This window comes from Fictibacillus nanhaiensis, from assembly GCF_042686385.1.
GTDB classification, from domain to species: Bacteria; Bacillota; Bacilli; order Bacillales; family Fictibacillaceae; genus Fictibacillus; species Fictibacillus nanhaiensis.
Map to the genome: position 1 here is coordinate 2082588 of NZ_JBHUPF010000006.1, position 12940 is coordinate 2095527.

At 37.5% G+C, this 12940-nt stretch carries 10 protein-coding genes and 1 pseudogene; 2 read left to right on the top strand and 9 right to left on the bottom strand.

The genetic code is table 11. The annotated features are described in order from the left end of the window. Positions 1–126: 126 nt before the first annotated feature. Complete coding sequence (gltC, locus tag ACFS5O_RS14310; RefSeq protein ID WP_205726268.1) at positions 127–1029, top strand: glutamate biosynthesis transcriptional regulator GltC; 903 nt, start codon at positions 127–129, stop codon at positions 1027–1029. A gap of 65 nt (positions 1030–1094) precedes the next feature. Here gltC and ACFS5O_RS14315 read toward each other — a convergent pair. The 7 genes and pseudogenes from ACFS5O_RS14315 to ACFS5O_RS14345 form a co-directional block, all read right to left on the bottom strand. Beyond that, positions 1095–2353 (bottom strand): annotated as a pseudogene (locus tag ACFS5O_RS14315) (L-lactate MFS transporter). 22 nt (positions 2354–2375) lie between these two features. Continuing rightward, on the bottom strand, positions 2376–2921 hold the full coding sequence (locus ACFS5O_RS14320) for a helical membrane plugin domain-containing protein (RefSeq protein ID WP_066394160.1): 546 nt from the start codon (positions 2919–2921) through the stop codon (positions 2376–2378). Continuing rightward, a complete protein-coding gene (fdhF, locus tag ACFS5O_RS14325; protein ID WP_318300213.1) occupies positions 2914–5868 on the bottom strand; it encodes a formate dehydrogenase subunit alpha in 2955 nt (984 codons plus the stop codon). Before fdhF ends, ACFS5O_RS14320 begins: the two co-directional genes overlap by 8 nt. Positions 5869–6008: 140 nt before the next feature. Then, complete coding sequence (locus tag ACFS5O_RS14330; RefSeq protein WP_318300212.1) at positions 6009–6752, bottom strand: CBS domain-containing protein; 744 nt, start codon at positions 6750–6752, stop codon at positions 6009–6011. A gap of 176 nt (positions 6753–6928) precedes the next feature. After that, positions 6929–8134 (bottom strand): GTP-binding protein, encoded by a 1206-nt coding sequence (locus ACFS5O_RS14335; protein ID WP_205726267.1) that lies wholly within the window; start codon positions 8132–8134, stop codon positions 6929–6931. 162 nt (positions 8135–8296) lie between these two features. Then, positions 8297–8794, bottom strand: coding sequence for a hypothetical protein (locus ACFS5O_RS14340; protein ID WP_205726266.1), 498 nt, complete (start codon positions 8792–8794; stop codon positions 8297–8299). An 85-nt stretch (positions 8795–8879) separates the two neighbouring features. Further along, positions 8880–10151 carry a M24 family metallopeptidase gene (locus ACFS5O_RS14345; RefSeq protein ID WP_205726265.1) on the bottom strand — a complete coding sequence of 424 codons (1272 nt, stop codon included), beginning with the start codon at positions 10149–10151 and terminating at the stop codon, positions 8880–8882. A 129-nt stretch (positions 10152–10280) separates the two neighbouring features. Here ACFS5O_RS14345 and ACFS5O_RS14350 point away from each other — a divergent pair, with 129 nt between their 5' ends. Then, positions 10281–11609, top strand: a complete 1329-nt coding sequence (locus ACFS5O_RS14350) for an oligosaccharide flippase family protein (protein ID WP_205726264.1) — start codon at positions 10281–10283, stop codon at positions 11607–11609. A gap of 47 nt (positions 11610–11656) precedes the next feature. On the opposite strand, the gene ACFS5O_RS14355 is transcribed toward ACFS5O_RS14350, so the two are convergent. Continuing rightward, positions 11657–12097 carry a hypothetical protein gene (locus ACFS5O_RS14355; protein ID WP_205726263.1) on the bottom strand — a complete coding sequence of 147 codons (441 nt, stop codon included), beginning with the start codon at positions 12095–12097 and terminating at the stop codon, positions 11657–11659. A 20-nt stretch (positions 12098–12117) separates the two neighbouring features. Then, positions 12118–12873 carry a TspO/MBR family protein gene (locus tag ACFS5O_RS14360; RefSeq protein ID WP_205726262.1) on the bottom strand — a complete coding sequence of 252 codons (756 nt, stop codon included), beginning with the start codon at positions 12871–12873 and terminating at the stop codon, positions 12118–12120. Between the last annotated feature and the right edge of the window lie 67 nt (positions 12874–12940).

Genomic DNA, 12940 nt, shown 5'->3' on the forward strand with positions numbered 1-12940 from the left:
CCTTATGTTTATCAACTGAAATATTCGAAACTTTCTTTCATTTAGTTTAGGTTTTATAATTAATCGAAACAATATATAATTTAGATTAAAACGATCTCAAAATGAGAATGATTGGTTGTGACAAGCATGGAATTCAGACAATTACAGTATTTTATTGAAGTTGCAGAACGAGAACATGTTTCAGAAGCAGCGATTGCGTTACATGTTGCACAATCTGCAGTCAGCCGTCAGATCGCAAACTTAGAAGCAGAACTTGGCGTTGACTTATTTGAAAGAGAAGGTCGGAATATTAAGCTCTCTCCTGTTGGTAAGCTGTTCTTGACACATGCAAAAACAGCTATGAAAGCAATCGATCATGCAAGAAAACAAATTGATGAATACTTAGATCCTGAAAGAGGTACGATTAAAATCGGATTTCCTACTAGTCTGGCAGGTCATCTTTTGCCTACGGTCGTGTCAGCTTTTAAGCGCGAACATCCCAATATTGCCTTTCACTTAAGGCAAGGTTCCTATCGATTTCTTACAGAAAGCGTAAAAAGCGGTGATATAGATCTCGCTTTTTTAGGACCTGTTCTTACTAATGATCCTGATTTAGAAGGACATATCCTGTTCACTGAAAAAATATCAGCACTACTACCTGAACAACATTTGTTAGCAGAAAAAAGAAGTTTATTATTGAGTGATTTAAGAAATGATGAATTCGTTCTATTTCCAGATGGGTATATTTTACGAGATGTAGTAGTTAACGCTTGCAAAGAATCAGGCTTCGTTCCTAAGATTGCTTGTGAAGGTGAAGATCTAGATGCGATTAAAGGGCTAGTAACGGCTAGTATGGGTGTTACCCTTTTACCCGATAGTTCCTTTTATGAAACGAAGCCACGTTATACAGTAAAAATACCGATAGAGATACCAGATGTTAAACGCACAGTGGGAATCATTACCCCTAGAAGTCGTGAACTTGCACCTGCCGAACAAGTTTTCTTTGAATTTGTGATTAAGTTTTTCTCTGTACTAGAGCAATATCAATAATTTTATGTGAACTAAAAAAGCTTGGCATCTATGCCAAGCTTCTTCTAATAAGAAGTCAATTACGGTCAACTAGCAACATGGGACTGACTGTTTTCTTTTCTTACGTTTCGAATATTAATCCGGATAAGGAGTGAGATGGCAAGTGCTACTACAAATGCACCTGTAAAGATATAAAGCGTTAAGGAATAACTATTAGTCGTTTCACGGATCCACGAAACAACTAAAGGACCGACTAGTCCAGCGGCAGCCCATGCCGTTAAAATGTATCCATGAATAGCTCCAAGTTGCTTCGTACCAAATAAATCTCCTATATAGGCAGGTATAGAAGCAAATCCACCTCCATAGCAGGTAAGTATTAAATAGAGAAGCAACTGAAAGAAAAAAGCATTCGTAACATTCGGTAAAAGTACGAATGCCACTGTTTGTATTGCGAAAAACGTAGTGTATACATTTGGACGACCGATATAATCAGAAATCGATGCCCAACCGATCCTTCCAAAACCGTTAAATAACCCCATGATACCGACCATCGTAGCTGCTGAAGCAGCACTCAGACCTGCAATATCTTGTGCCATTGGAGATGCTACCGAAATAATGGCGATCCCGCATGTAACATTGATGAACAACATCGCCCATAAAGCCCAAAAACGAATCGTTTTAACCGCTTCGTTGGCAGTTAACTGGGCAAGATCTTTTGTTTGACTCTCATCTTTCTTACTTTTTTCATTCATACCTTCTGGCTGCCAGTTCTTTGGAGGTGGTGTAAGATATAAGGAAGAAAGAAACATGATCGTAAAATAAACGGCGCCTAATACGTAAAAAGTATTTGAAATTCCTATACCTGCTATCAGTCTCGCAATAACAGGACTTGCGATAAGTGACGCAAATCCAAATCCCATTATAGCAAGACCTGTCGCTAATCCTCTTCGATCAGGAAACCATTTTACAAGGGAAGAGACCGGAGTGATGTAGCCAATTCCTAGTCCGATCCCACCTAATGCACCGTAAAAAAATAAAGCAGATAAATAGAACCTAATTGATCAGCGAACCCTGAGCCTAACAATCCCGCCCCAAAACATACTGAGGCTATGATGCCAGATTTTCGAGGTCCATACCGTTCAACAAAATGCCCCATAAAAGCAGCAGATAAACCTAGAAACAAGATTGCGATACTAAACGTTAGAGAAATTTCACTTAGCCCCCAATTGTGTTCTTCCCGGAGAGGGTTTGTAAATACACTCCATGAATAGACAGACCCAATTGATATATGAATACCTACAGCAGCTGCAGCAATCAGCCAGCGGTTTTTCACCTTTTTAGCCATCCTGTTTACTCCTCTACTTTTATTACTCTAATGTTTTTTCCTTGCTCTGTTTTACGCGGTCTCTAGGTGAGTCTCCTGTCGTCTTTTCATAGTGTTCTGTTTCTTGGCCCATGCCTTTTAGGAACTGCATCAGTATGGTAACGGCTTTATTGATCTCTGGATCTTTTAACGAACGGACGATATCAAAGTAACTCGTTTTTTCATCTGTATCTTTATGTTCAGCTACTCTGGCGATCCCTGCATCTATTTTTAGTAAAAATGGTTCAAGTTGCTTCACGTTGATCATTCCAAGTGTTCCTAGGAGCAAGAGTAGATTTTTTAATGTGTTGGTGTTATCAGGTTTGTCCATCGCTTTCACAGCAATATCCATTACCTTATCCCCTTGTCCGAACAATCCATTCAATAGAGGTAGAATCCCTTTTTCGTTCATATGGTTTAAGATTTCGAGTGTTTGTAAGATCGCCGACTTATTCTGAATAAGTGCATCTTCTACCTCTCTTAGGTCATTAGATCGTTTTTCTTCTGCTGAAATCGTTTGTTTTTGAACGTTTTTAATCGCCTTAGCCATGTTGATTCCGCCCCTTTTTCACAGCATCACCTGGAAAGATATAATCTTCTCTTGCCCACTTCTTTTCTACTTGAACTCCTATTTGAGGTTGTGGATTGCCGTACCTGAAGTTTGTTCTAGGTAATGGATTCACACCATCCTCCATCAAAATCTCAAGCTTAGCACGTGTCTCTTTGTATGCAGGTGTATCTGTATCTTTGTCTGAATAGCTGCTTGTAAGTAGATTTATAGCTGCTTCTCCGCTATCGTTCATAGGGAGGTAGACTTCTTTACCTTTTACACGGTCCGTTACTAAACAATGAACTTTTACATTTCCATAAGGTGAAGATAATCTTACTAGTGTCCCATCCTTTATTCCTCGTTCTTCAGCTAGTTCAGGAGATATCTCAAGAAAAGTGTTAGGTGTTTTAGATGTAATCCCTTCTGATTGATACGTCATGTTTCCCTCGTGAAAATGTTCTAATAGTCTTCCGTTGTTAACATGAATATCGTATTCTTCTCCAAATTCTACAGGCTCTGTCCAGTTTACTGGAAATAGCCGCGCTTTCTTATCGTCAAAAGGAAATCCATCTTTAAAAAGGATTGGAGTATCTGTTCCGTCTTCAGCCACTGGCCACTGTAGACTTTTGTACCCTTCTAACCGTTCATAGGATACTCCGGCAAATAGTGGCGCTAGTTGTGCTGCTTCTTCCATTATGTCACTCGGATGTTTGTAATCCCATCCAGCTCCAAGTCGATTCGCGATATCACGGATTATCTCCCAATCTGGTTTAGAATCTCCTAATGGTTCTAATACCTGATATAACCTTTGTATTCTTCTCTCCGTGTTTGTGAAAGTTCCTTCTTTTTCGAGACTTGGACTTGCTGGTAAAACAACGTTAGCAAACTGAGCCGTTCTTGTAAGGAAAAGATCTTGTACGACAAAAAAGTCTAGTTTTTCATAAGCGGCATGAACATGGTTTATGTTTGAGTCAACGATTCCCATGTCTTCTCCTTTTAAATACATCGCTTTAACATGGCCATCATGAATACCTTGAACCATTTCATGATTGTTAAGACCAGGTTCTTCTGGTAGCTTAACACCCCAAGCATTTTCATACTTTTGTCTTACCTTGATGTCTGAAACTTTTTCATACGATGGTAATCGATCCGGCATGCTACCAAAGTCACTTGCTCCCTGTACATTATTATGTCCACGTAATGGGTAAGAACCTACACCTTCCCGTCCATAGTTGCCTGTCACTAAAAGTAGATTGGATATGGCCGTACTCGTGTCACTTCCCCCCATGTGCTGAGTAACACCCATTGCCCAGAGAACACAAACACTTTTTGATTGTGAAATGGTTTTTGCTAAATGGATCAGTGTTTCTTGTGATAGTCCTGTTACTTTTTCTGCATACTCTAAAGTGAAGGTTTCAAGGTTTTCTGTAAAAACATCTAACCCGTTCACATGCTTTTGTAAAAAATCATGATCCGCTAATCCTTCATCTAGAATATACTTCGTTACTGCAGACAGCCAAACGAGATCAGAGCCTGCCCGGGGTTGAATAAATAGATCAGCTCGTTCAGCCATCTCATGTTTTCGAAGGTCCGCGACGATTAATTTTTGGTTGTGAAGCTTATGTGATCGCTTAACACGTGTTGCTAAGACAGGATGAGATTCTGATGTGTTTGAGCCGATCACGATTACCAGCTCTGATTTTTCAATATCCTTGATAGATCCAGAATCACCACCATGTCCTACAGTACGAAACAACCCCATCGTGGCTGGAGTTTGACAATAACGCGAACAATTATCTATATTATTTGTTCCAATAACACCACGTGCTAATTTTTGCATCAGATAAGATTCTTCATTCGTGCACTTAGATGAGCTGATAAACGTGAGCGCTTGAGCGCCATGCTTATCCTTGATCTCAGTAAATTTTGAAGCAATTAAGTTATATGCTTCGTCCCAAGAAGCTTCTCTAAATACATCTCCTTCACGAATCAGAGGTTTCGTTAACCGTTCCTCACTGTTCACAAAGTCCCAACCGAATTTACCTTTAATGCATGTTGAAATCCCGTTTGCAGGTGCTTCAATCTGCGGATCTACTTTTAAGATTTCTCTGCCCTTTGTCCAGACATCAAAACTACAACCCACACCGCAGTAAGTGCACACGGTCTTTGTTTTTTTAATTCGTTGTTCTCTCATCGCGGCTTCCATATCTGATATAGCAAGTATGGAGCCGTATCCCGTCTCAACACCTTTCGTGATCTCGATCATCGGGCGGAGTGTTTCGCGATTGATCCCAGTCATGTATCCTGCTTCGCCTTCCATTCCTTTTTCCATCATGGCGTTGCAAGGACAAACTGTAGAACAGTGCCCACAAGATACACAAGAGGATTCATTGATTGGTACATCTTTGTCCCAAATTACTCTTGGTCTTTCTCTTTCCCAATCAATTGTAAGGGTCTCTGTAACTTGGACATCTTGACATGCTTCCACACATCGTCCACATAATATACATTGATCAGGATCATATCTATAAAAGGGGTTAGAATCATCGACTTCATATGGTTTGTGTTCAAAAGGAATGCTCTGATGATTGATTTTCATTTCTTTTACTGTGTTATGTACCTCACAGCCGCCATTGTTATAATCACAAACCGTACAATACAACTCATGATTAAAAAGAATTCGATCCATTCCGATGACTTGAGCTTCACGTACCTCATCAGAATTTGTATCAATGTTATCTCCGTTACGAACCTTGGTAGAACATGCTCTTACAAATTCTCCATTCACTTTAACGATACACGTATCACATGTTTCAATCGGTCCTAGGCTTGGATGATAACAAACATGGGGAACTTGATCTGGTGAACCATCTAACATATTTAATACCGTTTCTCCTTGAGTAGCTTTTCTTTCTGTTCCGTTTATTTTTACCGTAAAATCTTCCAAATGATAACACCCTTTCCTAAAGGTTACATACAAAATATTCTGACATCTCAAACATCCGTTTCCCTAATCGTTATTTCCTTAAACTAATGTTATTTATTCATTTGTTTACAAACAAAAAGACACTCTCCGCGAGTGCCTTTTTAGTCATCTAAATCAATCTCTATCAGATCATAGGAAGTAAATATCCCTAAAGGTTTCTCGTTCTCACTTCCATTTAATGTGATGATGATCGCCTCAAGCTTTTTTCCTTCTTTATGAATGTTTTCGAAAATTTCTTCTGCTTTAAAAATACTTGAAGTTTTAGAAATAAAGGCAACCAATTGTTTTTGTTCACGATCTGCAATATCCGAAATTCTTGCATTGTTCAGGTCGATCACCTGATCAGCAAGCCTGTCAGTTAACCAGTTCAATAAGTATGTAGCCGTTAAGAGCCAAAGGTATTCTCCTTTGTCGTTGTAAATTGGAAAGCGTGAATACGAGGTTTTTCGAATACAGCTTAAAACATCTTCCAAACGGTCACTCTCTTTAAAATGATGTACCTTTTTAGTTGCAATGTTAAGCGCTGTTTCAGGTTTCATGAAATAACCCGCTATTTTTTCTATTCTCTCAACGATCTCTAGATGAGGTTCAGCGATGTAAAAATCATGATCAACTTTTTCATGTACAATAGCATTTCTAAGTTTCGCAAACTGACCGAGCTCATTATAAAAAGATCGAATTAGAGAATGCTTTTTCATTCCTGTTTCCACTAGATTTTTAAACCGATCATCTTTCGTATCTTTTACTTTGTCGATTAAGCATTTGTGAATCTGATTAAAAGCAATTTCAAAACGTTCAGAAAGGCTATTTTCTGTATTAGATTTTATATGAGTGACGGTCATCATCGATCTCTCCTTCTCTCTTCCACTACCCTTTTACTACCCATTTTTTTAACAACTTTAAACTAAAACTTCTAGTCAATATGTAAAGTTATGGAGAGTGCTATGCTAATACTTAGCTAATCATTTAGAGAGTTTTTAGCAAAATAAAAACGAACCCAAAATGGATTCGTTTGTAAAAATTATTCACTTTCAGGGAATCGAGGTAACGGGTCTTCAAACTTACCCCAATCTTCATTATTCATTTCAGAGTCGGTTAATAAGCAATGATCTAACTGTTCTATCAGTTGTTCTTTGTTGTAATCAATTCCTATGAACACTAGTTCAGTAATTCGATCACCATATTCTTCATCCCAGTTTGGATTATGACTTCTTTCTTCTTCTACCATTTCTTCTTGTTCTTCTTTTGGAAGAGCTGCCACCCATTGACCTGCTGGCTGGAAGATAATACTCGTACCTGCTTGACTTAACAAAATTGCCCAATCGTTTCGAGAGGCTACCCAAATAAATCCTTTTGCTCGAACAATTTCAGCTGGCCAATTCTCTAAAAAACTAAAAAGTCTTGCTGGGTGAAAAGGTCTTTTCTTTCTATATACAAAAGAAGAGATTCCGTATTCATCTGTTTCTGGAATGTGTTCTGTTTCAAGCTCTTTCATCCATCCTGCAGATTCACTGGCCTTCTCAAAATCAAAAAGACCTGTAGAGAGAATATCCTTTGGATCTATTTTACCGAATTCTGTTTCAATCAGTTTTGCTTGTGGTTGTAATTTTTTCAATACTCTTTTGAGTTCTTCTCGGTCCTCTTTCTCCAATAAATCACACTTATTTAAAACTAAAACATCACAAAATTCTATCTGATCAATGATCAGGTCTACTACTTCTCTCGTATCGGTCTCATCTAATGCTGCTTGTCGATCTAATAAGCTTTCTCCAGATGCAAAATCGTTCCAAAATCGATTTCCATCAACTACTGTTACCATCGTATCCAACTTGCATAACGAAGCAAGATCAACACCTGATTCTTCATCCAAATAAGTGAAAGTTTGTGCAACTGGAATCGGCTCACTTATGCCCGTTGATTCTATGAGAATATAATCAATGTCACCGTTTTTTACGATTCTTTCTACTTCTATCAATAGATCCTCTCTTAGGGTGCAGCAAATACAGCCATTTGTCATTTCAACGAGCTTTTCTTCTGTTCTAGATAACTGCGTCTCATTTTTTATTAATGCAGCATCAATATTGATCTCACTCATGTCATTAACGATTACAGCAACCTTTAAACCATCTCGATTTGATAAGACATGATTCATTAATGTGGTTTTACCTGCTCCTAAAAATCCACTCAACACGGTTACTGGTACTCGTTTTGTCAATGTATGTAACATGTATTAAAAACTCCTTTTAAATCGTAATGATTACGATTAATATCGTAAATCAGGTTACAAAACAAGTCAAGGTTTAAATACTTAAGTTCTTATTTTTCTCATGTTGTTGGATAAAGAAGCACAAAAAAAAGACGTGTGTTCACTACGATACACGTCTTTTCCTTAAAAATCGTTCCATTCAATTTTTCCGCATTTATTTTCCGTATCAAGTTCAATAGCAAAATTATGCTTTTCATAAAAGTGAATGAGTCGATCTACATGTCCCCAGTCTCTCTTTGCTATATCACCTTTTATCGTTGGGATGTTTTTATCCGAAGCCGTTTCTTTTAAATAATGCATACAGATTGAGCCGTACCCTTTATTAGCAGGTCCTTTAATATCACCAATATGAAGGGTGTTTTCATCTTCATAAACGGCATCAATTGAAAAATCCCAGCCATCATATCTTGATTCACAATCATTGATCATTATTTTACATTGATCCAGTTGTTCAGATTTATATACGATCACAAGGTTATCGTCTTTTGTTTGATCAACACCGATCACATCATAACTTTTAGCAATTTGCTTCATATCGTTTTGCATACGTAATAATTGAAACTCGAGTTCGTTGCGATCAAGTTTTGTTTCTTTATCTTGCTCTTGTCCAAGCAATAGCATTTAATCTAATCTCTCCCTTACAACAAGCTGAAACACACAGTTTCTCATTGTACTAGAGGTGAATAGATATTTCAAATGTATTTTATTACCTCTTAGGCTCGATTAGATAAAATTCTGTTTGTCGGCCTGTTAAAAATTGCATCTTACCTTCTTTAAAACAAACCGTCTCTTCTAGATAGATCGGAACAGCTTTGTTCCATTCAGGGATGAAATGTCTAATGTTAAATTCTAGTGCATAGCACGTGTTATTCTCCATCCTTAACTCTCCCAGAACAGGAATATATTCTTGTTTATCATATAGTCCGATAATCGGTCCTGCTCCATGGCAATGATAGCCGATCGGATGTGAATAAAGCATTGCGTCGATATGATTTAGTTTTGCTTTTTTTAGTACACTTAAAAAAACCTCATTCCCCGACATTCCTTCTCTACTTTCTTCAAAGAAAAAATCTTCAAATTTGTTCGCCTCACTTAATGCGTTTTTTAGCCCTGCAGGAGGTTCTATTTCGTCATCTTTAAGAACATAAGCTAATTGTTGTGTATCTGTAGAAAGACCCAAATATTCAATACCAAAGTCTAAATGTAAGATATCTCCTGGAAGTATAACGCCTTCCAACCTGTCTGAAGATCCACCTTTTCTTTGTATATCAACCGTAGGATAAAAAGATGTTTTTAACCCTAAGTCTCTAACGTATTGTCTAATCCATCCAACCACATCCTGTGTTGAGGTTTTATGAGGAATGATAAGTTCGTTTGTAAAGGTTTTTCTTACGATTTCTTTTGTAATGCCCTCTAATGTTTTATACCAATCAAGTTCAGACTCTGTTCTTGTTTGAAGCCAATCGATCGCAATGTTTTCAGAGGAAATTAGTTTTTTAGCATGCTGTGTTCCTAAGACTTTTACTAGTTTTTCATAATTAGAATGAATTAATCCATCACAAAAAGCATAATGCAAAGAAGAATTAACCGCTATCGATTCAGGGTCGAATTTATCCACTAACCTCATCAATCCATCAAAAGATTCTTCATTAGCTTGTAATGGATAGCATGAGTAAAAAGGTTCAAAATTTTTGTTAGAAGAAATAACATACCGACTAATTTTGTCAGAGTGGTTTTCTTTAACAAATGCAAAAATCGTTATTCGCCTAGAGCTATCGATCGCGGAAGGAAAGAAAGTCCTCCCAATTGGGTCTTCATTATATTCCTTGCCGATCGTTACCCACATATCAACGTTATGTTTCTTCATTAACAAAGGCAATAAATGCTCTAGCCTTTCATAAAGCCACTGATCCATAATCTTTTCTTGTTCTGACATGGATAGAATTTGAATTGCATTTTGTTCTGTATGTAATGTCACATGAATCTCTCCTTGTTTTGCTATATTCTAATCTTTCTCCTTTTAATGTTTAAAGTCCTTCGAGGTCTTGTTTCATTTTTTTTGCATATGAATAAAAGGACAACGTGTACAAGGAGATGCACTCATCGTATGAATATATTTTTCAGAGGAGTATTATTGCTTGCTGCTGCTGCATTAGTCGGCGAAAGCTTAGAATTTATTGTGAACATGGTTTTAGCCAGAGAATTAGGTGAATTAGGACTCGGCCATTATATGTCGATCTTTCCAACTGTCATCCTGATTATTATCATCGCGAGTTTGGAATTACCGATCTCCATCTCAAAATTCGTTGCAGAGAAAGAAGAAAAACAACACTATAGCATGCTGAAGCATGCTACAAAGATGACTATTTTGTTGACTGTCGCAATGGTTGTACTTGCTTTAGTGATTTTACCTTTTATACCTGTTTTCAATAGTTATCACCCATTGGTGAGATGGCTTATGGTCCTATTAATTCCTCTGATTTCGCTAACATCAATAGCTAGAGGTTTTTTTATGGGCAAACAGCAGATGGGTAAGCTGGCGTTCTCAAACTTGTTTCGAAAATTGGCTCAGCTCATTCTATTGACAGGCATTTATCAGTTGTTTTCTTTTGATAACGAAACGGCAATCCTTATAGCTTTAGCAACTTTTGTAGGTAGTGAACTTGTAGTTTTTGTCTATTTATTTACAGCCTATTTGATTCAATACAAAAGAATGCAATCTCATAATAATGAACATCTCTCTTCTAATGAAGTAACTAAAAGTCTTATGGCCGTAACGATTCCTACTACGGGCTTGCGACTGTTTCATGCTGTAACAAACGCAATACAGCCGTTTTTGATTAAATATTCATTGTCTCTTGCTGGCTTTTCAGGAGTTGCAGCAACAGAAGAGTTTGGTTTATTGGCAGGGGTAGCAATCACAATTGGATTCTTCCCTGCTTTTATTGCTCACTCTTTATTGGTTGTCTTGATACCTACTGTTTCAGAAGCTACGGCTAAAAAAGACGTAGAAAAATTAAAAAACCTACTTATCCGTGTAATGGGTATAACAGCATTATATGGGTTTCCAGCCGTTGCTATCTTCTTGATGTTTTCAGATAAACTTACCTTAATGTTCTTCCATTCACAATCTGCCGCCACGTATTTAGAATTATTGTGGCCAAGTTTTTTGTTTACTTTTTTCTTAATCCCTCTTCAAGCTTATTTGATCGGTCTTGGCTTAATAACGACTGCATTTGTTCAATCGGTGTGGTCAACAACATTATCTTTTGTTCTTATGTACATGTTAGGTTCTCAGCCATCCTTAGGTATGCATGGCATCATTATTGGAATGAACGCGGGTTCCGTACTATTGATGCTTCTTCATTACTTCTCTGTGTGTAAAGCGATCGGAATCAACACATGGTTGAGTGCAAGAAATAACTATCAAGATTAAAAAAGCGCTTAGGCAGGATATTTCCCGCTTAAGCGCTTTTTCGTTATCTACACATTAGTTGAGGTTGTTTGTGCTAAGAAAGCCTGAACTCCGTACTTTGTTTGTTCTTGTTTCTTGAATACCCATTGTGAAGGAATTCGAGAACGAAGAAAATCCAGCTGTTCATCTAAGAGATTCATGTCAATTCCAGATTCATTCATTAAAAAGTCTTCGTTCTCTTTTAGCTTGTATTTGGTTTGTATTAAGTTCAACAATCCTCTGATCGTAATAAACTTAAAGGTGTAGCCTGTCGTAATTGCAGAAACAACGGTTTCCCAGTTCTGTTCTGCAAATTCGAAGAAATAAGTCCAGCTCGACTCTTCTTTACCAACATGACGAAGTGCTTCGTAATTTTTCGTCTTGATCACTTCTAGCAACCGGTCCCCAGAAACACCGCCTGCTATAGCAGCTTCCAACAATAAGCCGACAGGCATCGATAACTTAACCATTCTTTACTCTCCTCTAAATCTTATTTCATTGCTACATCTCCGTTTCTTTTTGTAGCAAGTTTCCAAATAATGAATAACAAAAGTAAAATAGCTAACGTAAAACTCGTATAGCTAAGAACATCGATCTCTCCCTTATGTCTAATCCCTATTCCTACATACGCCCATACAAAGACAAGTGGATAGATAATATCTTTGTTTAATAAGGTAAAAAAGATCGCTAATCCTGTACCGACGATCAGCATGATCACAGTCCAAGTAACTGATGAAAGTCCAAAACCATTCCAGCCGCTATATTTTAAAACAACAGCCGTATTGACGATTGTCGCCACACTGATCCATCCTAGATATACCGAGAACGGGAGTCGAATGAACGAAGACTTGTTATCTTGATTTTGTATTTTCGTATAGATCATAATGAGTGACAATAAGAGGCCGATCATAACGATCCAAGATAAACCTAGAAGTTCATTATGCCAAACAAATATCCATGTACAATTTAAGATACAGTTCAAAACAAACCACAGACCAATACTTCCATACACGGGTTCATTTTTGTTCTTAGGCAGCACTTGAATGATCACCCAGATTGTTAACAGCACATAGATGAGGCCCCATATGGAAAATACATAACCTGCTGGAGTGATCAACACGTTGTATTTTGCTGATAATTCTCCTGTTGTCCTTCCATTCAGTGGTAATGCATTAGCAAGATAATTCACAAAGATTACTGCTGCAAGTGCTACAATGTTTAAAATAGCTCTAAATGTTGCTGACATGAATAGTTCCCTCCTTTGGATATATAGTTTCATATATACCCAAATTGGAGTGGAATTATGAGGAAAA